At 41.2% G+C, this 25,663-nt stretch carries 23 protein-coding genes; 12 read left to right on the top strand and 11 right to left on the bottom strand.

Going from position 1 to position 25,663, the window contains the following annotated elements:
• Positions 1-59: 59 nt before the first annotated feature.
• The 5 genes from INP83_RS15455 to INP83_RS15475 all read right to left on the bottom strand — a co-directional run bounded on the left by INP83_RS15455 (position 60) and on the right by INP83_RS15475 (position 4,920).
• Positions 60-848 carry a hypothetical protein gene (locus tag INP83_RS15455; RefSeq protein WP_219124975.1) on the bottom strand — a complete coding sequence of 263 codons (789 nt, stop codon included), beginning with the start codon at positions 846-848 and terminating at the stop codon, positions 60-62.
• 20 nt (positions 849-868) lie between these two features.
• Complete coding sequence (locus INP83_RS15460) at positions 869-2,419, bottom strand: phosphatase PAP2 family protein (protein WP_219124976.1); 1,551 nt, start codon at positions 2,417-2,419, stop codon at positions 869-871.
• Positions 2,420-2,427: 8 nt separating this feature from the next.
• Positions 2,428-3,366 (bottom strand): transporter, encoded by a 939-nt coding sequence (locus INP83_RS15465; RefSeq protein ID WP_219124977.1) that lies wholly within the window; start codon positions 3,364-3,366, stop codon positions 2,428-2,430.
• Positions 3,367-3,548: 182 nt separating this feature from the next.
• Complete coding sequence (locus INP83_RS15470; protein WP_219124978.1) at positions 3,549-4,106, bottom strand: hypothetical protein; 558 nt, start codon at positions 4,104-4,106, stop codon at positions 3,549-3,551.
• Between the two features lie 112 nt (positions 4,107-4,218).
• The gene (locus tag INP83_RS15475) at positions 4,219-4,920 is read right to left on the bottom strand and encodes a bifunctional 2-polyprenyl-6-hydroxyphenol methylase/3-demethylubiquinol 3-O-methyltransferase UbiG (RefSeq protein WP_255563166.1); all 702 of its coding nucleotides are present in this window, start codon (positions 4,918-4,920) and stop codon (positions 4,219-4,221) included.
• Between the two features lie 35 nt (positions 4,921-4,955).
• Here INP83_RS15475 and INP83_RS15480 point away from each other — a divergent pair, with 35 nt between their 5' ends.
• The 6 genes from INP83_RS15480 to smc all read left to right on the top strand — a co-directional run bounded on the left by INP83_RS15480 (position 4,956) and on the right by smc (position 13,029).
• On the top strand, positions 4,956-5,795 hold the full coding sequence (locus INP83_RS15480; protein ID WP_219124979.1) for an MBL fold metallo-hydrolase: 840 nt from the start codon (positions 4,956-4,958) through the stop codon (positions 5,793-5,795).
• A gap of 193 nt (positions 5,796-5,988) precedes the next feature.
• Positions 5,989-6,849 carry an RNA polymerase sigma factor RpoD/SigA gene (locus tag INP83_RS15485; RefSeq protein WP_078348167.1) on the top strand — a complete coding sequence of 287 codons (861 nt, stop codon included), beginning with the start codon at positions 5,989-5,991 and terminating at the stop codon, positions 6,847-6,849.
• Between the two features lie 51 nt (positions 6,850-6,900).
• Positions 6,901-7,608 (top strand): deoxyribonuclease V, encoded by a 708-nt coding sequence (gene nfi, locus INP83_RS15490; RefSeq protein ID WP_219124980.1) that lies wholly within the window; start codon positions 6,901-6,903, stop codon positions 7,606-7,608.
• A gap of 346 nt (positions 7,609-7,954) precedes the next feature.
• A complete protein-coding gene (locus INP83_RS15495; RefSeq protein ID WP_219124981.1) occupies positions 7,955-8,593 on the top strand; it encodes an ATP-binding cassette domain-containing protein in 639 nt (212 codons plus the stop codon).
• A 5-nt stretch (positions 8,594-8,598) separates the two neighbouring features.
• Positions 8,599-9,384, top strand: coding sequence for a PhzF family phenazine biosynthesis protein (locus tag INP83_RS15500; protein ID WP_219124982.1), 786 nt, complete (start codon positions 8,599-8,601; stop codon positions 9,382-9,384).
• 99 nt (positions 9,385-9,483) lie between these two features.
• A complete protein-coding gene (gene smc, locus INP83_RS15505) occupies positions 9,484-13,029 on the top strand; it encodes a chromosome segregation protein SMC (protein ID WP_219124983.1) in 3,546 nt (1,181 codons plus the stop codon).
• 54 nt (positions 13,030-13,083) lie between these two features.
• Here the strand turns inward: smc and INP83_RS15510 are convergent, their stop codons facing one another.
• Genes INP83_RS15510 through INP83_RS15525 form a run of 4 tightly spaced genes read right to left on the bottom strand, consistent with a single transcriptional unit; the run spans position 13,084 to position 16,236 of the window.
• On the bottom strand, positions 13,084-14,628 hold the full coding sequence (locus INP83_RS15510) for a S41 family peptidase (RefSeq protein ID WP_219124984.1): 1,545 nt from the start codon (positions 14,626-14,628) through the stop codon (positions 13,084-13,086).
• 54 nt (positions 14,629-14,682) lie between these two features.
• On the bottom strand, positions 14,683-15,300 hold the full coding sequence (locus INP83_RS15515; RefSeq protein ID WP_219124985.1) for an HAD hydrolase-like protein: 618 nt from the start codon (positions 15,298-15,300) through the stop codon (positions 14,683-14,685).
• Positions 15,284-15,577 carry a hypothetical protein gene (locus INP83_RS15520; RefSeq protein WP_219124986.1) on the bottom strand — a complete coding sequence of 98 codons (294 nt, stop codon included), beginning with the start codon at positions 15,575-15,577 and terminating at the stop codon, positions 15,284-15,286. Before INP83_RS15520 ends, INP83_RS15515 begins: the two co-directional genes overlap by 17 nt.
• Entirely contained in the window at positions 15,577-16,236 is a 660-nt protein-coding gene (locus tag INP83_RS15525) for an ABC transporter ATP-binding protein (protein ID WP_219124987.1), read from the bottom strand. Before INP83_RS15525 ends, INP83_RS15520 begins: the two co-directional genes overlap by 1 nt.
• Before the next feature lie 157 nt (positions 16,237-16,393).
• Between INP83_RS15525 and sucC the strand changes: the two genes are divergently transcribed.
• The 3 genes from sucC (at position 16,394) to INP83_RS15540 (ending at position 19,081) form a co-directional block, all read left to right on the top strand.
• Positions 16,394-17,584: an ADP-forming succinate--CoA ligase subunit beta gene (sucC, locus tag INP83_RS15530; RefSeq protein WP_146271055.1), complete on the top strand. Its 1,191-nt coding sequence runs from the start codon at positions 16,394-16,396 to the stop codon at positions 17,582-17,584.
• Positions 17,585-17,805: 221 nt separating this feature from the next.
• Positions 17,806-18,336: a YceI family protein gene (locus INP83_RS15535; protein ID WP_219124988.1), complete on the top strand. Its 531-nt coding sequence runs from the start codon at positions 17,806-17,808 to the stop codon at positions 18,334-18,336.
• A gap of 124 nt (positions 18,337-18,460) precedes the next feature.
• On the top strand, positions 18,461-19,081 hold the full coding sequence (locus INP83_RS15540) for an L-threonylcarbamoyladenylate synthase (protein ID WP_146271051.1): 621 nt from the start codon (positions 18,461-18,463) through the stop codon (positions 19,079-19,081).
• Position 19,082: 1 nt separating this feature from the next.
• Here the strand turns inward: INP83_RS15540 and trpA are convergent, their stop codons facing one another.
• Positions 19,083-19,853, bottom strand: a complete 771-nt coding sequence (trpA, locus tag INP83_RS15545; RefSeq protein ID WP_146271049.1) for a tryptophan synthase subunit alpha — start codon at positions 19,851-19,853, stop codon at positions 19,083-19,085.
• 124 nt (positions 19,854-19,977) lie between these two features.
• Here trpA and INP83_RS15550 point away from each other — a divergent pair, with 124 nt between their 5' ends.
• Complete coding sequence (locus INP83_RS15550) at positions 19,978-21,474, top strand: sodium:solute symporter (RefSeq protein ID WP_219124989.1); 1,497 nt, start codon at positions 19,978-19,980, stop codon at positions 21,472-21,474.
• 94 nt (positions 21,475-21,568) lie between these two features.
• Positions 21,569-22,276: a TIGR00730 family Rossman fold protein gene (locus INP83_RS15555; protein WP_219124990.1), complete on the top strand. Its 708-nt coding sequence runs from the start codon at positions 21,569-21,571 to the stop codon at positions 22,274-22,276.
• 55 nt (positions 22,277-22,331) lie between these two features.
• On the opposite strand, the gene INP83_RS15560 is transcribed toward INP83_RS15555, so the two are convergent.
• Positions 22,332-24,290, bottom strand: coding sequence for a redoxin domain-containing protein (locus tag INP83_RS15560; RefSeq protein WP_219124991.1), 1,959 nt, complete (start codon positions 24,288-24,290; stop codon positions 22,332-22,334).
• A gap of 106 nt (positions 24,291-24,396) precedes the next feature.
• Between INP83_RS15560 and INP83_RS15565 the strand changes: the two genes are divergently transcribed.
• Positions 24,397-25,662, top strand: a complete 1,266-nt coding sequence (locus INP83_RS15565; protein ID WP_219124992.1) for a TCR/Tet family MFS transporter — start codon at positions 24,397-24,399, stop codon at positions 25,660-25,662.
• Position 25,663: the final 1 nt, after the last annotated feature.

A 25,663-nucleotide genomic window follows, 5' to 3' on the forward strand; every position in this document is an offset into this window, starting at 1 on the left:
GGCAACCCTGAAGGATTGCAAAAAGGTGATTGGTTGGTTGAAAGTCCCCCTCTAAAAAATCAGAATTTTTTTGATAAGAACGGTATTGTGAGATTTGAAGAAACTTGTTTTAATGAGAGCCATAAAGCTATCAAAGTGCCGTAGCTACCACCGCGCTCTATCCACTCAAATATCTCGTACCTGGGATAAAATAGTTCGGTTGCAGCTTTCCATATAATAAAAATGAGGATCAGGTTGCGGATAGGCTTAAACAACACCAGCACAGCGGCCGTTATCTCGAAAACTCCTGCCATTTGCGCCACTTTTGCCGGTTCTGTAAAGCCGAGCGATGCATATTGCCCAAGCAGACTTTTCTTTTGCAAGAGATTAAGCCAGCCGTGTCCTATCAATAACAAAAAACCAACTGTTTTAAGGCAGTTATAAACCCGCGCCATGGTCTTGGCGTCAATTTCGGCCGCAGGATCTATAAGCTCAAACAAATTTTTAAAGCTCTTAATTCCTCCTGACAGGATAAGCATAGCCAGCGGTGCGCCGAAGTTGCCGGCCCTTTCAATGAACTCCGCAAAAGGCTCGCCTGATGCGGGGCGCAGAAATGCTGTTAACGTTCCCCATACAACCAGCCAAAGCGCAATTGCCCGCATCGGCCTGAAAAGCATGATCAAACCCAAAGCGATATCCGCAGCTCCTACCCACGGCATTAGGGCATAGGCCGCTTTCGTGCCTATGCCGAACACCGCAAAATAATTGCACCAAATCTGCTTAGTAATAATACCGAATGAACCATGGCCAATAAAACACATGGCTATGGCTATTCGTAATACGTAATGGATCTTTTGCTTAGTCTTCATCACCCTGCACTTATATTTTATTAGTTAGCACCATCTGTTTTAGCGCGAGCTATTGCATATTCGCCTACTTTGATACCGGTTTTTAAGCCAACTTCGCAGTCACTGCGGTAGTGAATAGCGCCGTATAATCTTGACATCGCAGCCTCGTTCGCCATTGCCATAAAGTCGTCTTTACGCTCCGGCACCAGGTAGCCTAAAATAGTGGCAGCTGCGCCGCTAAAGTTAGAGTGTCCAGATGTATATGACGGGAAGTTTGGCACGCCGGTAAGGGTCTTTATATCAAGCATATATTGGCAAGGGCGAGGATTAAAGTAGGCGTACTTGGCATCCCAGCATACTATTGCTGCATCCATTTCGGCCATGTTCAATAATGCAAAGTTACGTGCCCAGCGCACTTCGCTTAAATTATGTTTTACAAACTCCTCAGCAGCTATGGTGTTCCAGTGTCCCGGAGGTGTAACTGTACCTACGCCATCTGCCCAAAATGCTACAATGCGCTCGTGTTCGCGGCTGCGGTTCATGCTCATTTGCAACACTTCGTCCGCTTCTTTTTTGAACTCAGGCGAGCTTGTAGAGTATGGCGGAGCCGGGCGCAAAGCAACAACAGTCTCAGGAGCAAATAAGAATGGTGTAACTTTGGTGAACAATGGCAACATTGGCGGGCGTTTTGGCAACTCTAAACTTATCCATGGGATTTGGCCAGTTGCTTTTGTATCTGCTTCCAGTTTATCCCATATCTCTTTCGTACCAATAGCTGCACCGGCTTTATCTGTTCGAGCGCGGGCTAAGAACACATCAGCAACCTGGCGACCTAATGATTCACCTGCGTCCATATCAGAGCGGGCGTTCGCACCGGCCATAATACGGTATAATTTTTCTTCAGCAGCTTTCTGGCGAATAAAATCAAGATCACCCGGGAAAAGTAACTCCATCATCTTAGCAGTAACCCCTGACACCACTGCATCCTCACTTGGGTAAGAAGGCAGGTCAGATTTTGGCACTAAAGCATTAATTGTCGCATCAGTTTTGTAGGGCGCAGGGCGGTTATATTGTTTTTTAAATTTCCAGGCTTGTACCAGTGCGTCGTATTGAGCAGCACTTACATAAGCATAAGCACGGGCAGCGTAAGGCGGATTAGCAAAAGGAAATAATGGATAAGCTAAAGGGTTGGCAGCACTTGGAGCCGGGTAAGTACCATCATCTTTTTGATAAGGCGGTAAGTTGTGTTTAGCAACCAGATCGCGTAAAATCTCGTTCCAGCGAAGTACTGATCCTGCACTCCAGTAAGTAATAATGTCTCGCTGTTCCTTTGTTAAGTTGCGCTGATAGCTTTTAATTTCGTTTAGATCGGCAAGATAATTTGGCGACGTCACAGCATCGGGTGCAGTAACGGTAAATGTAGAAGAGCCGGTCAGAATAGGTTTCCAAGTATCAGCGTTCAGGTCTAAGTTAGCTGGTGCTAACGCCGGGAACTCCATGTTCCGCTCAACAATTTCTTTTTTACAAGATGATGTAAGTACCGATACCGCCGCAAACATCACTGGTAATATATGTAGTAAATTCTTTTTCATCTGTAATATTATTTATCTGATTTTTCTCCTTTGGTTGAGAATACGTAGTAAACACCGCCAAACACGCTTAAATTCTGTCCGTAGTTACGGCCGTGTAATACCCAACTACCGCCTGCCGTAAACTCAAGACCGGGTATAGACTGGAACATGTACTTAAAAATGCTGCCTACCGCCGTTGCCTGCATATTGTTGCTTGGGAATGGCATGTTGTTTTTAGTGATATCAAAGCCACCAATGGTATTCACGTGCGTTAGTGTTGCCTCGGCATTAAATTTTAAGCTGCGATAACCTGTACTGAATAAGAAATTGGTCATGTTTGGCATAGCCACCTGATTGGTGTAGTGCATCTCTGTTGTGAAGTAAGAATCACGATCAATAGTAATATTATCGCGGCGAACGTATTGGCCTGCACCGGCGACAAAGAACCTGCCTACCTGGTAATTTAATAAGCCTCTAACAGCAATGCTTTTGCTGCGCATACCTATAGAAAGCGGAAGGTAATCTGCCTGGTAATTGCCAACCGGAATATTGCCTGATACAATAGCATGCAAGCTAAGTAAACCCGTGCCAACCTCCTGCCTTACAGCCATCCATTTAAAGGCAAGGCTTATGTCCTGGAAACCCTGCTGTCCGCGTAGTGTACCCGCAGAAACATTGGTTTTAACATACGGTACCATAAAAAGTAAATTGATACGGTTGCTTAAACCGTAGTTACCGCCAAGGGCATATACGTTGCTGCTTACAGTACCAAGGTTAAGATTATCGCGTCTAAAGGTGCCTTCCCAGTAGTGGTTCCAGCTATTATGGGTGTAAATGCCGGCTGCACAAAAGTAATTTTTAGGTATCATCAACGCGTCTGACTCGGTTTGAGCCTTGGCAGTTTGGCTTAAAGCCATTACAGCAAACGCACTGATACAATACTTTATATATTGTAAAGTTTTATTCATAAGTGTTTAAAGTAATCGGGATAAAAAGTATCAATAAACACCGGCTGCCAAAAAATCTCACAAATTTGATGGCCGGTGCTTAATTGTATTCTGCGTTATGCATGTACATCTGACACGTTACGACAAAACGTGACGTAGCATTGTGCCTAAGCAGACAAAAAAAATCTTTATATAATTATTAATCAACCAATAAGGTAATTGGGCGGCTTGCCCGGAGATTCGATGTACGGATGGGTTAATACAGAAGATATAAGATTTTCCCTTTGCAGAGAAGGATCATTAAAATTCAGAAAATTGACCTGGGTGACCGGTACATTGTATTCTGATACCGGAGAACTTAGTTTTTTAGCTGATGGCTCCTGCCCTTTCTTAGTTAAAGGCGCATCACTTACATTTTTGGCTATAATGGTGTTAGCCTCAAATAATTTGTTCTTTACTTCGTTGGCCACACAAACAAGGTACATGGTATCCCTGGTCATCTTAACGCCAACATAATTGTAGAAACCGTTTTTTAATTGAACTTGTCCTTGAACTTTTTCATAATCCGGCCAGTCTTGAATGCCCGGCGTGTGAACAGGAACTTTTATTTGCACAAGTTGAGTAGCATCAACCTTGTTTTCGTAGATCTGTTTAACGATCTGCTGCTCGGATCGATGGATGAAATACTCGAAGATAACGGTATACCCACCTGCATTAAACAGATGTACGCTTAGTAGCAATATAGCCAGAAATCTTCTCAACTTTTAGTTATTATTTAGGGTATAACTCCGTAAAAATATCTATTTAAATGGATATAACAAATTTTTACATCTTTTTTCAAGGAAAGAAACTACTGAAACACAACCAACTAAACTATTCCTTATAGCTTACAGGTGTAAGCTTTACAAGATATTGGTCCATATCATCAGTATAAAATACCTCACTAATCCATTCTTCTTCTAAAGCTATTCGCTTTAGTGTCTCATTATCAACATAAAGCCATTTGAACCAATCTGTTTTCTTCCCTTTATAAACATATTGATAAGATATTTCGCCGTAATAATCATCGTTTTGTGGTGGTTGGCCATCATAAAGGTAGGCAACGTCAGATGAGTCGAACAGTAAACATCCGCTGGATTTAAGCAGCGTTTTGGCATGCCGTAAAAATCTACGTAAACCGTCTAAGGTTCCGCATAAGCCAATGCCATTCATCAGCAGCAACAAAGTGTCATATTGCTGATGGCTAAATTCGAAGATATCCCTTGCTAAGGCTTGTTTCACACCGCGTTGTTGCATAATGGCAACTGCCAGGGGTGAAATATCCAATGCCGTAACATCAATGCCTTTATCTTGAAGCATAAGGGCGTGGCTGCCCGCACCTGCACCAACGTCTAATACTGAACCCTTACATTTTTCCAAAGCAATCAATTCCAGATCAGGCATCTCGGCCTCATCCCGAAAATAAACATCAACCGGCATTTCCTCTTTAGGGCCATATTTGTTTTTTATCCAAAGTTTATGCTTGCGGTTATGTTTGTAATGGTCAAAAAGCGCTTGTCCGAAAATGTCATTCACGCTGCAAAGATATTTTTTCCTATAATTGGTACGCTATGAAACTACATACTATAGATACCGGTTTTTTTAAATTGGATGGCGGCGCGATGTTTGGCGTAGTACCAAAATCTCTTTGGCAGAAAACTAACCCTGCCGACGATAAGAACCTGTGCACCTGGGCCATGCGTTGTCTATTAGTTGAGGACGGAGACAGACTGATATTGATAGATACCGGTATAGGCAATAAACAGGACGAAAAGTTCTTTAGCCACTATTATCTGCATGGCGAAGATACAATGGACAGTTCGTTAGCAACCAAAGGTTTTAACCGGAATGACATAACAGATGTGATCTTAACTCACCTGCATTTTGACCACGTTGGTGGTGCTGTGGAGCGTATAAATGACAACCTCACTCCTGCTTTTAAAAATGCCACTTACTGGAGTAACGCACAGCATTGGGAATGGGCGGTTAATCCAAATGATCGTGAAAAAGCATCATTTCTTAAAGAGAATATTTTGCCAATAAAGGAAAGCGGACAGCTAAAGTTTATTGAAGCACAGGATTGTGTAACTTTCAACAACGATGTAAAGATACGTTTCGCTTATGGACATACTGATGCCATGATGTTGCCACAGATAAGCTACAAAGGAAAACAAATCTTATATATGGCAGATCTGCTTCCATCTGTAGGGCATATACCACTCCCATACGTAATGGCATACGATATGTTCCCGATGAAGACACTTGATGAGCGAAAACATTATTGGAAAGAAGCTGTGGACAATGAATATATATTGTATTTAGAGCACGACCCTGTAAATGAATGCTGCACTTTGCAGCAAACCGAAAAAGGAATTAAGTTGAAAGATACCTTTATGCTTAAAGATTTGTAACTTGTGCCTATAAACCGAAATAACGAGGATATCTTGTTAACCACAAAAATTATTCCAAATTCAACATACTAAAATACTTTCTCATTTTAGGGTAAAATACTGGTTTTCTTGTAGTAAAACTGGTTTTTTAACAAACAAATGCGTACTTTTGCACGTTCAATTCTAAATCAAAGAATCGAGGCTAATTAAATAGATGAGACAACTCAAAATAACTCAATCAATTACCAATCGTGAGTCACAATCCCTTGACAAATACTTACACGAAATTGGTAAAGTTGACCTGATAACTGCCGAAGAAGAAGTAATCTTAGCACAGAAAATTAGAGAAGGCGACCAGGCCGCATTAGAACGTTTAACCAAAACAAACCTTCGTTTTGTGGTATCGGTAGCTAAACAATATCAAAACCAGGGACTTACCCTGGGCGACCTTATTAATGAAGGTAACTTAGGCTTAATTAAAGCTGCAAAACGCTTTGACGAAACTAAAGGCTTCAAATTCATTTCCTACGCTGTATGGTGGATACGCCAGTCCATATTACAAGCTATTGCTGAGCAAAGCCGTATCGTACGTTTGCCATTGAACCAGGTTGGTTCGTTAAGCAAGATCAGTAAAGCCTTCTCTAAATTAGAGCAGGAATATGAGCGCGAGCCGTCACCAGAAGAACTGGCCGATATATTAGAGACTACCGTTGATAAAATATCTGATACGTTAAGTAATAGCGGCCGTCACGTATCTATGGATGCGCCATTTGTACAGGGTGAAGAAAATACACTGTTAGATGTATTGGAAAACCAGGAGCCAAATACCGACTCTATCCTGATCAACGAATCGTTGTCAGAAGAGATCAAACGCTCTTTATCTACTTTAACAGAGCGCGAGCGCGAGATAATTGTACTGTTTTTTGGTTTAGGTTCTAACCATCCATTATCTCTTGAAGAGATAGGTGAGAAATTCAACCTTACCCGTGAACGGGTTCGCCAGATAAAAGATAAAGCTTTACAACGCTTAAGGCATACATCGCGAAGCAAGATATTAAAATCATACTTAGGTTAACATAAAAAAGCCTCCCTTAAACAAGCGGAGGCTTTTTTATGTTAAATTGAAATGGAAGACCCAAGCGGTTACGAGCATTTCACTCCAGCCGAAGCAATTGCTCATCAGCAAGAGTTGCGTAAACAGATCAGCATTAAGGAACTGACGTCGCCTATCCGTACCATTGCGGGTGCTGATGTATCGTTCAACAAAAATTCAGAAGTTTTATATGCCGGTATTGTGGTTTTTACGTATCCCGAATTGAAAATTATAAGCACAGCAACTGCAATAGCGCACACAACTTTTCCTTACATATCCGGACTGCTGGCTTTCAGAGAAGTGCCCGCACTCTTTAATGCCTGGAATAATCTCGTTATCAAACCCGACCTGCTGGTGTTAGATGGCCAGGGTATAGCACATGAACGCGGTATGGGCATAGCCACGCATTTTGGATTAATAACTGCCATACCTACTATTGGCAGTGCTAAAAGCAGGCTCTACGGTAATTTTAATGAGCCTGCTGATAAACCCTTTGCCGAAAGCCCGATGTATCATAATAGTGAACAGGTTGGTGTGGCCTTACGAAGCAAAGTGCGTTGTAAACCCATTTATATTTCACCTGGACATAATATCAGTATTCAGCAAAGCGTTGATGTAATTAAAAACTGCATTCGCGGTTATCGCACACCAGAACCAACCAGGCAAGCGCACTTATTAGTGAATAAGATTAGGATAGAGCACGGCAACAGAGGTAATCCGCAATACAATTTATTTGATTGATTTACGTATTGTAAGCAATCAGCATGAAACGCCTAATCACACTCACATTACAGTATTATCGTACGCTGCTTGTTTATAACATAACCTTTACATTTTTATGCATGCTTTTAACAGGTTTTAGCGGCATAAACAATACAGTTTTATTACTTTTTTCAAAAATTATTGGTTTTACAGGTGCAGCAGCTTTGCATTACTATTCATCAGCAAAAACGTACTTCTATTATCGCAACGCTGGCTTACAGTTAAGGCGGTTGTACTGCTATGGTTACTTAACAGACCTCGCTGTGTTTATAATTTTCACTGTAACACTTACAATATGTAGCCATCTGTTTTAAAAGTCGACAGTGTGCAGCTGGCATTTAATGAACGCAAAATATTACAAGATGTACACCTTACTTGTAAACAGGGTGAAGTAATTGGATTGTTGGGTAGGAATGGAAGCGGTAAATCATCATTATTACAGATCATCTTTGGAACGTTAAAAGCATCTTACAAGTATGTAAGTATTGATGACATTTTTATACATAAAGGTTATCACAATAATCGTATAGCTTATTTGCCACAGCATGGTTATTTGCCCGGTAACATCAAAATCAATAAGCTTGCACCAATGTTGGTTGATAACGCTCTTTGGGACGATTTTACCGCTCTAAATATATATAGATTACATGCCCGTAAAACGCCGAACCAGCTCTCAGGTGGCGAGTTACGCCAACTGGAGATGCTGATGATCATCCACAGCAAAGCAGATTTTATTTTACTTGATGAGCCTTTTACTCATATTTCTCCTATTCAGGCCGATGAATTTAAGCCTGTAATACGCGCCTGCGCAAAACGAAAGGGAATTATTATTACCGATCACCAATATTACAATACTTTAGAAGTGAGCGACAAAGTAGTGTTGCTAAACAACGGTTGCACAAAACATATCACCGATAACGAGGAATTAGTTACTTACGGCTATCTTAGCTGTATTAACCGTTAAGCGCGATGACAATACCAATATACCAGGCCGATGCATTTACCGACAAGCTGTTTGGTGGCAATCCCGCAGCGATATGTCCACTTCAGGAATGGCTACCTGATGAGATAATGCAGAAGATAGCCATGGAGAATAACCTTGCAGAAACAGCTTTCTTTGTGAGGAACGAAAATGGTTATTTACTGCGTTGGTTTACCCCTGAATTAGAGATAGACCTTTGCGGCCATGCTACACTTGCCACGGCCCATATTCTATTTACTGAATTGGTTTATGTTGGTGATACCATTAACTTTGATACCGCTAAGGCAGGTACATTAGCGGTAACGCGCGTTGGTGATAAATATTCAATGGATTTCCCATCCCGACCACCTTTTGCAGCTGACATGCCGGATGGTTTGGTAACGGCCTTAGGTAGCACCCAACCTAAAGAAGTTCTACGCTCCCGCGATTACTTCCTGGTTTATGAAACAGAGGATGAGATCAGAAATATGGTGCCGGATCATTCACTGCTGGCCAAAATTGATACTTTGGGTATAATTGTAACTGCGCCTGGTAACAATGTTGATTTTGTATCACGCTTCTTTGCACCCGCTGCAGGTGTTCCCGAAGACCCGGTTACCGGTTCGGCGCACTGTAATCTTATACCGTATTGGGCTGGTAAATTGGGTAAGGATCAACTGCATGCATATCAGATATCGCCGCGTAAAGGCGAATTATGGTGCGAGCTAAACGGTGACAGAACGATGATGGCCGGAAAAGCAGTAACTTATTTGCGCGGCAGCATCGAAGTTTAGGACTTTTATCAATTTAGAACCATTTTGATTTCGCCTTTCAGCTTTAACCCTAAATAGTTACCTTAAGCTTTTGTTTTTTAGAAGTACTTGTCCTGATTAATGCAACTTACTCAATTAGAAATCAAGGGGTTTAAGAGTTTCGGCGATAAGATCACCATTCATTTTAATGAGGGTGTTACTGCTATTGCCGGCCCCAATGGTTGTGGCAAAAGCAACGTTGTCGACGCTATCCGCTGGGTTTTGGGTGAGCAAAGTACACGTATGCTACGGTCTGAAAAGATGGACAACGTTATTTTCAACGGTACCAAAACCCGTAAAGCCGCTAACCTTGCCGAGGTATCACTAACGTTTGATAATACAAAGAACATCCTCCCTACTGATTTTTCGCAGGTTACGCTCACACGCAGATTGTACCGTAGTGGCGAGAGTGAATATCGCCTCAACGATGTGCAGTGCCGCCTAAAGGATATTACAGACCTTTTTATGGATACCGGTGTTGGTGCCGACTCCTACTCTATCATCGAATTAAGAATGATAGACGAGATCATCAACAACAAAGAAGGATCGCGCCGTAATTTATTTGAAGAAGCTTCAGGTATCTCGAAATATAAGCTTCGCAAAAAACAAACCTTCAACAAATTAAAAGATACAGAGGCCGATCTTGAGCGTGTTGAGGATCTCTTGTTTGAGATAGAGAAAAACCTTAAAACGCTTGAAAACCAAGCCAAAAAAACCGAACGTTATTATCGCTTGAAAGAGCAGTACAAAACGCTGAGTATTTCCTTGGCTTCTTTTAGGATTGCCAATTTTAGTCGCTCGCTGGCCCAGATCGAGGAAAAAAAACAAATACAAAAAGTAGAAAAGACAGGTATCGTATCCCAAATAGATACACTGGAAGCCGAACTCCAAAAAAGCAAGGTTGAAAGCATTACCAAGGAGAAGAACCTTGCAGCCCAACAAAAAGCCAGCAATGAATACACGGCTAAAATACGTGCGTACGAAAGCGAAAAACGCATCAAGAACGAGCAACTCAAACATCAGCAGGATAAAGAATCTCGTTTAAAGGACGAGTTAGAGCGCGATAACACACAAAACAAACACGTACAATACAACATTAAGCGCCTTAACGAGGAAAAGCTGCAGGAAGATGAAAACCTACAGACCATTTCAGCGCGTGTGCAGGAACTTAAAGAAGCGGTTGACGAACTACGAGCGCAACAGGCTGAGGCCAGGAACGAACTGAATGAACTTAACGTGGTAAACAACCGTTTGCAAAGCCAGGTTTATAAAGCCGAAAAGGATGTTGACATCCTTAATATACAACAACAGGCACTTGAGCAGGAAAGCCAGCGCAACGTAGAAGATACCACCAATAGAGAAACCGAACTTTCACACTTCAATACTGTTGTTGCCGATCTCCAAAACAGGGTTGAAACCTTACAAAGCGAGTATGAGCTGGCTGTGGACGCGGAAAACAAACTACAGGAGCAAATTACCGAGACCGAAGCATCGCTTAAAATGGTAACTGAAAGCATTGCTGCGAATAGCCGTAAGCTGGATGCCAAACAGAACGAGTATAATTTGACCAAAAGTTTGGTTGACAATCTGGAAGGCTTCCCGGAATCTATCCGTTTTCTTAAGAAAACTACAGGATGGGCTAAAACAATTACCCTGTTCAGTGATATTCTTTTTTGTAAAGAAGAGTTCAGGGTCGCGATCGAGAATTACTTAGAATCGTTTATGAACCACTATGTGGTTAATAATTATGAGGAGGCAATCGCCGCCATCAACCTGTTAAGCAACGCCGCTAAGGGACGGGCGCAATTTTTCATCCTTGATAATTACGAAACCAACGCGCAATCCTCAGATACCAGCTTAATAGACTCTGCCGCTATTCCGGCACTATCAGTTGTTGAGGTAGACGAACGTTACAGACCGCTATGCACTAATCTGCTAAAAAATGTTTACCTCGTTAATGATCACAGCGAGCAGGATATTAACTCATTACCGTTGCCGGAAGGCGTTGTACTAATAGGAAAAAGCGGCAAATTCAATAAATCGCACCATACTATGGCTGGCGGCTCAGTTGGTTTGTTTGAAGGAAAACGTATAGGCAGGGCAAAAAATCTTGATAACCTACTTAAAGAGATCAAACAATCCGAAACACGCATACAGAAATTAAAAAGTGAGTCTGAAGAATTAAACAGCAGGCTGATAGCCTTAAAAGCATCAGGCAAGGCTAATGAGGTTCGCCAGAAACAATTTGAGCTTAATCAATTAAACACTGAGCTGGTTACAGTTAAAACCAAACAGGAACAATACCAAGCCTTTATTGAGAATAGCCTGAATCGTAAGCAAGCCATAGCAGATAAAATTGCCGGGATAAAAGATGAGATATTTAACCTTGGCCCTACCCTTTTAGATCTTAAAGAACAGAAGCAAACGCAAAATGAATTAATGCTGGAGAAACAGGCTTTGTTCAATGAACTCAACGAAGTTGTAACTGTCCGTTCCAACGCCTACAACCAGGAGAATATCCGTTTTCACCAACAGCAAAATAAGGTGTCGGGTTTAGCAAAAGACCTTGATTACCGCGAAACGCAATTAGAGCACCTGGATACGCGCATAAGGCAAAATACTGCCGAGCTGGAGAAAGTGAAAGCGTTTATATTGGAAAATCTGCAACAAACCGGGGATAGCGACGAGAACCTGCTCGAAATGTACGAACAGAAAGAGTCTCTTGAAAAAGGCACCGCAGAAACCGAACAGGAATATTACGCGTGGCGTAACTTAATCACCGAACGCGAGGCCGAAGTGACAAAACTTCGCCAGCAAAAGGATCGCACGGAAGCTGTAGAGAACGAACTTAAAGATGAGCGTAATAACCTAAAAATAGAACTGAATGCTCTTCGTGAACGTTTGTCTGTAGAGTTCAATATCGATATCAATGACCTGTTAGAAATTGAAGTAAATGAAGCCGATAACGAAGACGATATTCGTGAGAAGACTGAAAAAATGAAGCGCCAGCTCGATGATTTTGGTGCTATTAACCCTATGGCGGTTGAGGCATACAATGAGATGAACGAGCGCCATACTTTCATCCAAACGCAGAAGAAAGATCTCGCAGAAGCCAAAGCATCGTTACTGGCCACTATTCAGGAAATTGATGACACCGCCAAAGAGAAATTCATGAATGCCTTTGTATTGGTACGTGAGAACTTTATAAAAGTATTCCGCTCATTGTTCAATGAAGAAGACTCATGCGATCTTACACTTACCAATCCCGATAATCCGCTCGAGTCCGACATAGACATTATTGCACGGCCTAAAGGTAAGCGACCGCTATCAATCAACCAGTTATCGGGCGGGGAAAAAACGCTTACAGCTACAGCCATACTATTTTCGCTTTACCTGCTTAAGCCAGCACCCTTCTGTATTTTTGACGAGGTTGATGCTCCGCTTGATGACACAAACATTGATAAGTTTAACAACATCATCCGCAAGTTCTCTGCTGATTCGCAGTTTATCATTATTTCACACAATAAACGCACTATAGCTTGTACTGATATTGTTTACGGCGTAACTATGGTTGAGCAGGGTATATCCCGTGTTGTGCCGGTTGACCTGCGCGAATTTGCTGATTAACAAAAGAGGCCGAAGATTGATCTTCGGCCTCTTTTGTTAGTTTTACTTATACACTTATTTTTTAGACTGAGGGTGATCTACGACCATGCCTTTGAACTTACGTGCATCAAGTTTGATCCCAAGCGCGTGAGACTCATCTGCACTAAACAAACGTTGGGTAGACAAACTTTGTACTTTAGGACTTGCAACATCAAATGTACCCTGCTTAACATAATTAAGCGCGTACTTAAGTAATTGCTCATCAGGGTCGCCAAAATCTTTGCTTACGTCATCCGCGGCGTATTTACCGGCATAGTCTGCAGAACCCGGTTGCATACCTGCATAATAACCGCCGTTACCTGCCGAGTTTTTAGTCTCAAATTGCGGAATATAAAGTTGGTATTTATTAATATTCATAGCGAAGAAACCAACTGGTTTACCGTAAGTAGTGTTACCAATAAGTTTAACATTACGTTTTGGCAAAAGGTTGTTTATCGTCAACTCGCTTGCTGATGCAGTGCTACCTGTTACTATGAAGAAAATGTTATTTAAGGTAGCCAAGCTACCTAATGATTGCTTTTCAAAATTTTCTGTATTAGTTGCTGCGGTATAATCAAAGGCGTCGAAATAGTTATATAACCTTCCGCTGTTATCTTTTCTAACCTGGTTTTTCAAAATAGTTGCTTTGCCGGTTGCCATTGTTTGGTTAAATACATAGCTAAACATCGGCGTGCCAAAAGCTGACTCTGGCGCCATTAAATTGCTTAGGTATTGAGCTGTTTCAACAGCACCGCCTCCGTTATAACGCAAGTCGATAACAAGGTCTGTTATATTTGCTGCCTGGAAAGTACTGAATGCTGCATCTATCTTAGGCTGGGCATTGCTTAATTGCGTAAAGCTATTGAATACCATATAACCAACCTTTTTACCACCGCCTAAATCAAATACTTTACTGGTGATCACCGGGTTTACATTATAATTTGCTACAGATAAAGACACATCGAAAGTGGTGTTATCCGGCCTTCTCAACGTCATGTTAATGGTATTGCTGTACGCATAAGCTTGTATCAGGAAGCTCACGTTAGCATCGGTTGCCGCAAGATCTGTTTTATCATTTATCTTGATTATCTGGTATCCACGCTTGATACCTTGCGCATCAGCTGGTGAACCCGGATAAACATATTTTACGCGAAGATCATTTGTGCTTGGCCAAAAAGGTGCAAACCCGAAATCGCCGTTGGTGCCACCTATTGAGCCTGCTACAGCTCCCTGATCGATAAAAGAATATTTAGCTTGTCCCGGAGAATCCTCATCATACTCATAAGGTTTGTTCGTTTTCGGGTTTATGGCATACTGCGATAATGCATCAACTTCTTTGCTTAATGCGTTAGCGTCACTTGAGCCAGTGAACGAGCGTGGGTTAAATTTATCGTAAGTTGGTAATGACGTATTCCAATAATAGGTTTGCTGCGCATACAAATACACAGAGTCCTTGATCAGATCAAGTGTCGAGCCGGTCTTTGTCGGGCCGGTAGTGTCGTCCCCCGGGTTAACATTTTTTTTGGAACAAGATGCAAGTCCTATTGTTAGCGCTGCAATAAAGTAAAAGAATTTCCTCATACGTATTTAATGATATTTGAGTTAACGCGTTTGCTATTAGTATATTATCAGTATTTAAGATATAATTTCAGAAGCCGACAAATAGTCGATTCCGCTTGCCTCTGCGCATAATATATCTGTGTTTGATCCAGTGATCATTAACAGGTCCCGCCTCTCTAAATGGTGTTCCTTTAGTAGCAGATCGATTGAATCTGTGTCTGGCTTAGGCCGGGTTTCTTGCGCAAAATAACAAGTTAAATAAGATTCCAAACCGTGCCATTCAACCTGGCGTATTTTATTCAGCTGCATTTGAGGTGTGCCGTTGGTAACTACAAAAAGCTTCTTTCTGTCGGTTACCACCTCTTGCATAAAGCTAAGCATATTCTGGTACAGCAACAACTTAAGCGGCAGCTTTGATGTAAGCAACATGATCTCCAGTTTACTACGATATTTTTCATCAACATCTAACTCGCCAACCAAAGCATCGTAAACAGCATCCTCTCCTTTTGTATTATACGTTGCAATCATCAGCTCGGTTGTCTTCGATGCGTTATTTAATTCAGTATATTCTAAAAGATTGGCAAAAAGATAATAAATCTGGTAATAATAATCTTTGGCGGGGAAAAGCACATTATCTAACTCAAAAATAAACGCCTTTTTGCGGGGATCGATATCGTTATAATTTACAGCCATTAATTAGTTCAATATTGTATTCGCTAAACAATTGCTTTGATATTTGCAACACTTGCCATTCTCTATCATCTAACAGGTAAATGGATTCAACTGAATTATCAAGGCTTAACGTGAGCATTTCGTGTGCGTAGGTGTCGCTGGCTGGGTTTGGAAGTTTAATAATATTGGTGAATGCAGGAATCTCATTGTAATCTCCTAAAAGAATATCTTCCCCAATTAAACTGCCTTTAATTTTAAATGCTTCTGCCGATGTACCGGCGGTTATCAATACTTTCACTAAATGTTAGTTACAATTGAACCATCTTTCATTACTAATGTGCGGTCTGCCATATTTGCCAGGTCTTTGTTGTGTGTTACAATCACAAACGTTTGCTGGAAATCATCTCTTAATTTGATAAACAAGTGATGAAGTTCTAAAGCATTTTGGGAATCGAGGTTTCCGGACGGTTCATCAGCAAATATGAGGGCCGGTTTGTTGATCAAGGCCCGAGCTACTGCAACGCGTTGCTGCTCTCCACCAGAAAGTTCTGCCGGTTTATGGTTATAACGATCTTTCAGGCCAAGCATATCCAAAAGCTCTTTAGCCCTGCTCTCAGCATCAACCCGTGAAACCCCAGCTATAAAAGCCGGAATACAAACATTTTCAAGTGCACTAAACTCAACCAATAAGTGATGGAACTGAAATATAAAGCCTATATGCTTGTTTCTGAAAGCGCTAAGCGTTTTGTTATCATACTTGCTTATTTCTTCGCTATCTATAAAAAGTTGCCCGCTATCGGGAGTATCCAGTGTGCCTAAAATATTGAGTAAGGAACTTTTACCGGCACCGGATGCACCTACAATGGCAACAATTTCTCCTTTTTGTACTTCAAGGTCTACCCCTTTTAAAATATTAAGATTTCCGTATGATTTCTTTATAGCTTGTGCTTTTAGCATGTGCGAATTTAGCGATTAGAAAATAACGTAAAGCTTATAAATTATTAAAATGCAATTAAAGCCATTTGTTTATTAAAATAAATATTGCAAAACTGTAACCGGAGTAGGTTGATGTCTTAAAACAAAATTGTAGTTTTACCGCAAATACTTCGACAATATGAACATTCACGAATATCAGGGCAAAGCGATTTTAAAAAGCTTTGGCGTACGAGTACAGGAAGGCATACTTGCAGAAACAGCTGAAGAAGCAGTTGCAGCCGCACAGAAATTGAAGGAAGACTTTAACTCTGACTGGGTTGTTGTAAAAGCACAAATACATGCTGGTGGCCGCGGTAAAGGTGGTGGTGTTAAGCTGGCAAAAAATCATGATCAGGTTAAAGAATTAACCAACCAGATCATTGGCATGCAATTGGTTACCCCTCAAACCGGCCCAGAAGGTAAATTGGTAAGCAAGGTTTTAGTAGCACAGGATGTTTACTATCCTGGCGAAAGTGAAACCAAAGAATACTATATGAGCGTATTGCTTGATCGTGCTAAAGGCCGTAACATTATCATGTACTCTACCGAAGGTGGTATGGACATCGAAGAAGTTGCACACTCGACTCCTGATAAAATATTCAAAGAAGAGATAGATCCTAAAGTTGGTTTACAAGGCTTCCAGGCGCGTAAAATTGCGTTTAACCTGGGCACCAGCGGTGAGGCTTTTAAAGACATGGTGAAATTTATCACTGCACTTTACAAAGCTTACGATGCTACCGACTCTTCACAATTTGAGATAAACCCGGTATTAAAAACATCTGACAACAAAATTTTAGCAGTTGATGCTAAAGTTAACCTGGATGATAACGCTTTATACCGCCATCCGGATTACGCTGCCATGCGTGATACTGCTGAAGAAGACCCAACCGAGGTTGAGGCAAGCAAAAGCAATCTTAACTATGTAAAACTTGATGGCAACGTTGGTTGCATGGTTAACGGCGCCGGTTTGGCTATGGCTACAATGGATATTATCAAACTTGCCGGTGGCGAGCCTGCTAACTTCCTTGACGTAGGTGGTACTGCAAATGCGCAAACTGTAAAGGCTGGTTTTAACATCATCCTTTCAGACCCTAACGTTAAGGCTATTTTGATCAATATTTTTGGCGGTATAGTACGTTGTGACCGCGTTGCACAAGGCGTTATTGATGCCTACAACGAAATCGGTAACATCCCTGTACCTATCATTGTACGTTTACAAGGCACTAATGCGAAAGAAGCAAAAGAATTGATCGATAACTCTGGCTTGCAGGTATTCTCTGCTATTTTGTTGAAAGAGGCTGCAGAACGCGTTAAAGAAGTGTTAGCGTAGCTAAATATTAGTTACCTGCTTATGAATAGATTAGAAGGCTCCGAAACTCGGGGCCTTTTTTATTACTAAAATGTTAAATGATTGGTAGCGGAAAACATCGTGGCCGCCCTACCGTTTAAACATTGACATCATTGTCTGTTTAGCGTCATTAGATCAAAAACAAAATAGATGTTTAAACATTTAATTTCTATATTTGTCACACACAACAAATAATTACAATCATGACTACAACAAAATGGGTATTAGATCCAATGCACTCAGAGGTTCAGTTTAAAGTTAAACACCTTGTAATATCTACGGTAACAGGTTCTTTCAAAACATTTGAAGGTTCATTAGAAACCGAGAACGACGACTTTACAGATGCGAAAGTTGAGTTTTCTTTAAATGTTGACAGTATTGACACTAACCAAACCCAGCGTGATGAACACTTAAAGGGTGCTGATTTCTTTGATGCTGCCTCTCACCCTAAGATCAGCTTCAAATCAACTTCTTTTACAAAAGATGGAGATGATTATCAATTAAAAGGCGATCTAACTATAAAAGGCGTTACCAAACCGGTTACTCTTGATGTAGAACACGGTGGCGTTGCTACCGATTTTTACGGCAATAATAAAGCAGGCTTTGACGTAACAGGCAAAATCAACCGCAAAGAATTTGGCCTTACCTGGGATGGTATCACCGAAGCAGGATCGGTAGTAGTTGGTGAAGACATTAAATTGATCGCCAGCATCCAATTTGCTAAGCAAGCCTGAGTTGGTTAATTAGTGATTAGTTAATTGGAGATTAGTCTACCGTAAATATTCACAGAAAGCCATTCGTAAAAGCGGATGGCTTTCTCTTGTTAAAACCTTTGATAGTTATATTTGCTTTATAGTTATGCTTTTAAAGATCTATCCTGAAAATCCTAACGAACGCGCTATTGAACAGGTTGCAGATGTGCTGCGTAAAGGTGGCATAATCATCTACCCTACTGATACCGTTTATGGGATAGGGTGCGATATTACCAATCAGAAGGCTATTGAGAAGGTTGCCCGCATCAGGAACATCAAACCCGAAAAAGCCAACTTCTCATTTATCTGCTATGATCTTAGCCACATTTCTGATTATATTAAACCGATAGATAACACCACTTTTAGGCTGTTAAAGAAAGCCTTACCAGGTCCATTTACTTTTATTTTTAATGCAAGCCATGCTGTGCCTAAACTGCTTAGCTCTAACAAAAAAACAGTTGGTATACGCGTACCGGATAATAATATCGCCCGCTGCATTGTAAAGGTATTAGGCAACCCTATCCTATCTACATCTATCCACGATGATGATGAGATAATGGAATATTCTACTGACCCGGAATTGATCTATGAAAAATATCAAGACCTGGTTGATATCGTGATCGATGGCGGTTATGGTGAGAACATACCGTCAACCGTGGTTGACTGCACATCGGGTGACTTTGAGATCATCCGGGAAGGAAAAGGTGTTCTGGAAGATTACTTATAATTTATCCCTTTATAGATTTTATAAATCCAGGAATTTTTTCCAAATAATTCTCCTCTGCTAAAAGTTTTACAAAGGCACTGCCTAATATAGCACCATTGGCATACTCGCAAGCCTTGCTGAAAGACCTGTTATCTGAGATACCAAAACCAATAATAGCCGGATTGTTCAATTGCATATCTTTAATACGTTTATAATAGGCCTCAATGCTATCACTTAGCTTTAAACTACCTCCGGTGATGGATGAAGACGACAACAAATAAATAAAGCTGTTGCTTAAACCATCTATCTTACGAATACGCTCCTCTGAGGTTTGCGGGGTAACCAGGAATATATTGCTGAGGTTGTTGTCTTCGAAATGCTTACGGTATAGGGTTTCGTACTCATACATCGGCAGGTCGGGTACTATAACGCCGTCTACGCCGGCAGCTGCTGCATCTTGGCAAAAACGTTCTACACCGTATTGCACAATAGGGTTTACATAACCCATTAAAAGCACCGGTATGCTAATACTTTTACGCAGATCTTTCAACTGCTGAAACAATATATTTAAAGTCATTCCATTGTCCAAGGCAGTTTGCGAGCTGTGCTGTATGGTTGGACCGTCAGCAACCGGATCAGAATATGGAAAACCGATCTCTAAAAAATCGGCACCTGCTTTCTCAAGCGCTTCGGCAATATCAAGCGTGGTATTTAATTGCGGATAACCGGCTGTATAATAAATAGAAAGCAGATGTTTATTTTTCGAAGCAAAAAGCTGGTTAAGTCGGTTCATGTCCGTAATATCGTTAAAGCTAAATAACTGCTTGCAAAAGTATCTTTTTTGCTATACTGTACACATATTATTTTGCATTGCCAATTGTAAACCCCTACTTTAGGGCGTAACGTAAAACTAAATTATGTCACCCGGAATATTACTGTCATTCATTATCGGCTACTTTTTAGTGCTGATGGTTATATCATATTTCACATCACGTAAATCTTCAGATAACGATACCTTCTTTGTAGCCAACCGCAACTCTAAATGGTACCTGGTGGCTTTCGGTATGATAGGTACTGCCTTAAGCGGTGTAACTTTTATATCTGTGCCCGGTAAGGTTGGCGCACCAAGCGGCGATCAGTTTTCCTATTTCCAGTTTGTGTTAGGTAATGCTGCGGGCTTTATTATCATCGCTACGGTGTTACTACCGCTATATTACCGTATGAAGCTTACCTCGATCTATAGCTACATTGAACATGCTTTAGGTACCTGGAGCTACAAAACGGCTGCCGCTATATTTTTGCTGAGCCGAACCATTGGCTCCTCTTTCAGGCTGTACCTGGTTGTGATCGTTTTGCAGAAATTTATATTCGATAGTTACGGCGTGCCGTTTGGCGTAACGGTGCTTATATGTTTAGCACTAATATGGTCATATACCTTCAAAGGTGGGTTAAAAACCATCATCATCACCGATAGTCTGCAAACCCTTTTCCTGGTTTCATCGGTATTTTTATCTATTTACTTTATTTGCCGTAGCTTGGATATGAGCATTTTCCAGGCAGCTGAAGCTATCAAAAACAGTAGCTATTCAAAGATATTCTTCCTGGATGATTTTATGAGCAGTCATTTTCACCTAAGCAAGCAGTTCCTGGGTGGATTGTTCATTACCGTAGGTATGACTGGCCTTGATCAGGACCTGATGCAGAAAAACCTGAGTTTAAGCAATATCAAAGAAGCACAAAAAAATATGTTCAGCTTTACTGGGGTATTTGTTGTGATCAATATTTTCTTCCTCAGCGTTGGCGCTTTGCTCTATATGTATGCCGCTAAGAACGGTATAACAGTTGCCAAAACTGATTACTTATACCCTACCATTGCCCTAAATTACCTGGGGTTGGTGCCGGCTATGGTATTTATGCTCGGCTTAACAGCTGCGACATTTGCTACTACAGATTCGGCGCTTACTGCGCTTACGACATCATTTTGTGTAGATTTTTTAGGCTTTAATAAACGCAAAGATACTAACAGCAAAAAAATGGTGAACGTAAGGCATTGGGTGCATATCGCCTTTTCCGGCTTGATGTTTCTTACTATTATCGCCTTTAATGCATTAAATAATGATGCAGTGGTAACCGCTATATTCAAAGTGGCATCATACACTTATGGCCCACTACTTGGCTTATACAGCTTCGGTTTGTTTGTAAGTAAACGACAGGTGAATGATAAATTGGTTCCGTTTATTTGCTTGATATCTCCGGCGGTTTGCTACTTCCTGAGCAAGGATTCGAAAGAATTGCTTGGCGGTTACGTGTTTGACAACGAACTGATAATTGTAAACGGGTTAATTACATTTGCCGGGTTGTGGATCACATCGAAAAGAAAAGATGATAAAGCGTTGAGAGCAGAATTTGCTTAACCCCCTCCTTTTAAAACTTAAACAAAAATTTATTGTAATATCTATCTATTTACGGGCCTTGTTAATTGCAAGCTGCCTATACTAAATTTGTAACATGACTGGTGAAGAAAAAATAAGACAAGCGTTTGAGAACAAAAACTGGCAGGAAATTAAAGTAACCGACTCCTGGCAGATCTTTAAAATAATGGCCGAGTTTGTAGACGGCTTCGAAAAGCTGGCTAAAATAGGTCCTTGCGTATCCATATTTGGATCGGCACGTACGCATAATGATAATAAGTATTATAAACTGGCAGAGGACACTGCCCGCCTGCTTACCGAACGTGGTTATGGCGTAATAACCGGCGGTGGCCCAGGTATTATGGAAGCAGGTAACAAAGGCGCGTATGAGGCCGGCGGTAAATCTGTTGGGTTAAACATCGAGCTGCCTTTTGAACAGTTCCATAACAAATATATCGATCGGGATAAGATACTGGAGTTTGACTACTTCTTTATACGTAAGGTAATGTTTATGAAATACTCCCAGGGCTTTATAATCCTGCCTGGTGGCTTTGGAACCATGGATGAATCCTTTGAGGCGATGACGTTAATACAAACCGGTAAAATTGCCCGTTTCCCCATTATATTTGTTGGTAAAGAATATTGGGGCGGCCTGTTTAAATGGGTTGAAGACCGAATGCTGAATGATGAACACAACATCAGCCCAGACGACCTTAATTTGTACCGCGTTGTAGACACCGCGGAGGAAGCAGTAGAGCATGTATTCCGCTTCTACGATAAGTACGTACTAAAACCAAACTTTTAAACAAAAAGAAAGGCGACTCAATCCGGGCCGCCTTTCTTTTTGTTTTTTATCTCAACTATTTAAGCATCGTTACCTTAGATGCATTTGACACTGCTTCGGGGTCTGCAGCCAGATCAACCATGTTGGTTACCTCATCAAGTACAGCATCTGACGAGCCTGAATAACCCACATATTTGAAACGGATATTCCCGTTTTTGTCAATGATGAATTTTGTGGGGATACCCTCAACCTTAAACTGCGATACTACTTTTGATTGACGACCATCCTCTCCTTTTTCGTCCATCAATACATGGAAAGTATATTTGTTATCCGCAATAAACTTTTGAACGTTTAGTTGATAATTATCACCAGTTTCCCAGGTATCAATAAATAGGAATTTCACGTTTTCATTGTCTTTATATTTGTTTACCGCCATTTGCATTCCCGGGAAAGATGCTTTACAAGGGCCGCACCAAGTTGCCCAAAAATCGACAACTACAACTTTTCCTTTAAGGCTGGCCAATGACACTTCCTTGCCATCAAAATCTTTTAAAGCAAAAGCAGGTGCAGGTGTATTGATCATATCTTTAATAAACTTGGCTTTGGCCTTCATCATTTTTTGCTTTTCTAAACCGGCGAGATATTCCTGATAACCGGAGTCGCTGCCTTTAACTTTTTTATAGGCAACAGCTAATTGCTCTTTTAAAGCCACATTGGTTTTACCGGCAATCATTGATTTTTCAATCACTTCCTTAGCTTTAGCATACTGGCCATTGGCATTCAATATCAAAGCATAGTGCTCGTTAATTTCGGCATCTTCCGTTTTGCGGGCGTCATAAACAGCTTGTTGGTATTTTAAGGCCTCTTTGAACTTACCTTGTTTGTACAGTATAAAGGCATATGTATCAGCATACATATTGTAAGTTTCGCGGTTGTTCTCCCTGGCTTGTGCAGGAGACGTGTACATGGATGGCGCTTTATCATTTTTATAAAGATCATCAAGGATATCTAAAGATTGTTTAGATAACGAAGCTGCCTCTTCAAGTCGCTCGCCCTTTTCAACCCAGTTCCAGGCGGTATTATTAAGTGCGCCCGCTAACTGCGATTTATTTTTCACCTCCGTGGCCCATTTATCATACTTTGCAACATTACCGGCTGCAAGGTAAGCAGATGCTATCTGCAGCCTGAAGTTATCCTGTACAGTATTTTCATCATTACTTTCGGGATACTTGGCAATGTAGGCTTTGTATAGTTCCTCTTTCTTGGCCGGGTCGCGCTCGTTGTATACTGCCATACCTGCTTTTGTTTTAGCAACATCTCCGTTAGGGAATTTAGCAACGATGATATTACCTAAAGAATCAGCTTCTTTGGTTTTGCGGGTGCGTTGAAGCAGGTTGTAAGCAAGCGTCATATCTGTTTCTAAATTGCTTTTAGATAATTCGAGCATTTTAGCTATGTACGCTGCTTTATCGGCGTTATCTTTTGACGTACCCACCATTCCCCAATAGGCAGCTCCAAAGTCTTTCTGGCTTTGCGGATAAAGCGTAAACTCTTGTTTATAGAGTTCTTTAGCTGCCGCCTGATTGTTTTTTATTTTAGCAAAGTAGCCACCCATCCCGCTTCCTAACAAATAGGCTTTCATAGCATTGGCACCTTGTACAGGTTTATTGGCTTTGTCATAAACCATGTAAACATAACCGTTCTCTCCGTTGTCATCTACATCGGTGCCGCTGCTTAACTTCACAAATAGCGCTTTTGCATCTGATGGTACTGTAAAATTGCCTGTAAGGTCGTTTCCTTTCTTTTTCAGATCTACATCTGCCACCGGGAACTTTTTATTATCCAAAAAGTAAACCGCAGCTTTAATATCAGATTTGCCATCAAGCGATGTACCGGCAGGGTTGTAACTAAGGTTAATTGTTTCGCCAACAGACGGCGTTTCATCTGATAATGTAAGATGTTTTGATGATTGTGCAAAGGAGTTGTGAATAAACAACATACCAGGCACCGCTAATAACAGGTTTAGAGTTTTCATGGTAACTATATTTTTAGTCAATTTAAATATTTACCATAATATCATCCAAATATTATCCAATAATTAATATTGCCAACAAGAAAATTTATCGTTTCTTTACTTTTCAATGCAGCCAATTTTACAACCTAAAAAGAAACAAGCAGCGCTTAGTTTCATTTTTGTAACCCTGCTGATAGATGTTATAGGTTTTGCCATCATCATCCCGGTTTTTCCTAAGCTTATAGAGGGACTTATCCATAGCGGGCTAAGCGATGCAACCCGTTATTCCGGATATTTACTAATGGCGTATTCCGTAATGCAATTTCTGTTTTCGCCGTTGGTTGGTAACCTTAGTGATAAATATGGCCGCAGACCGGTTCTGCTTTTTTCTTTATTGGGTTTTGGTATCGACTATCTTTTTCTGGCTTTTGCCAAAACCATCTGGCTGTTATTTGTAGGCAGGATTATAGCGGGTATTACCGGCGCAAGCTTTACTACGGCATCAGCTTACATTGCAGATGTGAGCGAACCCGAAAAACGTGCGCAAAACTTTGGTATGATAGGTGTTGCATTTGGCCTTGGCTTTATTATAGGGCCTGTAATTGGCGGCATATTGGGTAAAATGGATACACATTATCCCTTTTATGCTGCTGCTGCGTTGGCGCTCTTAAATGCCGCTTACGGTTTCTTCATTCTGCCTGAATCATTGGATAAGGAACATCGCCGCGAGCTTGATCTGTCTCGCGCCAATCCATTAGGATCGTTAATACAATTAAAAAAATATCCGGCCATATTTGGCCTTGCAGCTTGTTTGTTCATCGTTTACTTTGCCGCCCACGCAGTACAAAGTGTTTGGACATTCTACACGATGGAGAAATTCAAATGGGATGAGGATACTGTTGGATACTCCCTTGGCTTTATAGGTTTGCTGATAGCAGCCGTTCAAGGTGGATTGATAAGGGTGGCCATCCCAAAGCTCGGTCAGGAACGCAGCGTTTGGATAGGTTTGGTACTTTACGGTATCGGAATGGCGCTATTTGGTATGGCAACTAAAAGCTGGATGATGTTTGCCTTTATGATACCATATTCCTTAGGCGGTATTTGCGGCCCAGCGCTGCAAGGCGTAATGAGCAACGAGGTGCCCAAAAACGAACAAGGCGAATTACAAGGCGGCTTAACCAGCTTGATGAGCTTAAGCTCTATCTTCGGGCCGGGCTTCATGACCTACACATTTTACTATTTCACTAACAAGAATGCACCTATGCAATTACCAGGGGCACCCTATTATATTGCATCAGTTTTAATGTTCCTGAGTGCCATCCTTGCAGTGCGTAGTTTTAAGAAAACGAAACAAAGCACGGATAAAAGCTATTATACCGGCAGCATAGACTAAG

Origin of the sequence: Mucilaginibacter sp. 21P (assembly GCF_019331605.1) — a bacterium.
Classification (GTDB): domain Bacteria; phylum Bacteroidota; class Bacteroidia; order Sphingobacteriales; family Sphingobacteriaceae; genus Mucilaginibacter; species Mucilaginibacter achroorhodeus.

Excerpts from the sequence above, each read along its gene's own strand:
- INP83_RS15455 (WP_219124975.1), bottom strand. The coding sequence starts at position 848 with ATGAAGACTAAGCAAAAGATCCATTACGTATTACGAATAGCCATAGCC.
- INP83_RS15460 (WP_219124976.1), bottom strand. The coding sequence starts at position 2,419 with ATGAAAAAGAATTTACTACATATATTACCAGTGATGTTTGCGGCGGTA.
- INP83_RS15465 (WP_219124977.1), bottom strand. The coding sequence starts at position 3,366 with ATGAATAAAACTTTACAATATATAAAGTATTGTATCAGTGCGTTTGCT.
- INP83_RS15480 (WP_219124979.1), top strand. The coding sequence starts at position 4,956 with ATGAAACTACATACTATAGATACCGGTTTTTTTAAATTGGATGGCGGC.
- INP83_RS15485 (WP_078348167.1), top strand. The coding sequence starts at position 5,989 with ATGAGACAACTCAAAATAACTCAATCAATTACCAATCGTGAGTCACAA.
- nfi (WP_219124980.1), top strand. The coding sequence starts at position 6,901 with ATGGAAGACCCAAGCGGTTACGAGCATTTCACTCCAGCCGAAGCAATT.
- INP83_RS15500 (WP_219124982.1), top strand. The coding sequence starts at position 8,599 with ATGACAATACCAATATACCAGGCCGATGCATTTACCGACAAGCTGTTT.
- smc (WP_219124983.1), top strand. The coding sequence starts at position 9,484 with ATGCAACTTACTCAATTAGAAATCAAGGGGTTTAAGAGTTTCGGCGAT.
- INP83_RS15510 (WP_219124984.1), bottom strand. The coding sequence starts at position 14,628 with ATGAGGAAATTCTTTTACTTTATTGCAGCGCTAACAATAGGACTTGCA.
- INP83_RS15515 (WP_219124985.1), bottom strand. The coding sequence starts at position 15,300 with ATGGCTGTAAATTATAACGATATCGATCCCCGCAAAAAGGCGTTTATT.
- INP83_RS15525 (WP_219124987.1), bottom strand. The coding sequence starts at position 16,236 with ATGCTAAAAGCACAAGCTATAAAGAAATCATACGGAAATCTTAATATT.
- sucC (WP_146271055.1), top strand. The coding sequence starts at position 16,394 with ATGAACATTCACGAATATCAGGGCAAAGCGATTTTAAAAAGCTTTGGC.
- INP83_RS15535 (WP_219124988.1), top strand. The coding sequence starts at position 17,806 with ATGACTACAACAAAATGGGTATTAGATCCAATGCACTCAGAGGTTCAG.
- INP83_RS15540 (WP_146271051.1), top strand. The coding sequence starts at position 18,461 with ATGCTTTTAAAGATCTATCCTGAAAATCCTAACGAACGCGCTATTGAA.
- trpA (WP_146271049.1), bottom strand. The coding sequence starts at position 19,853 with ATGAACCGACTTAACCAGCTTTTTGCTTCGAAAAATAAACATCTGCTT.
- INP83_RS15550 (WP_219124989.1), top strand. The coding sequence starts at position 19,978 with ATGTCACCCGGAATATTACTGTCATTCATTATCGGCTACTTTTTAGTG.
- INP83_RS15555 (WP_219124990.1), top strand. The coding sequence starts at position 21,569 with ATGACTGGTGAAGAAAAAATAAGACAAGCGTTTGAGAACAAAAACTGG.
- INP83_RS15560 (WP_219124991.1), bottom strand. The coding sequence starts at position 24,290 with ATGAAAACTCTAAACCTGTTATTAGCGGTGCCTGGTATGTTGTTTATT.
- INP83_RS15565 (WP_219124992.1), top strand. The coding sequence starts at position 24,397 with ATGCAGCCAATTTTACAACCTAAAAAGAAACAAGCAGCGCTTAGTTTC.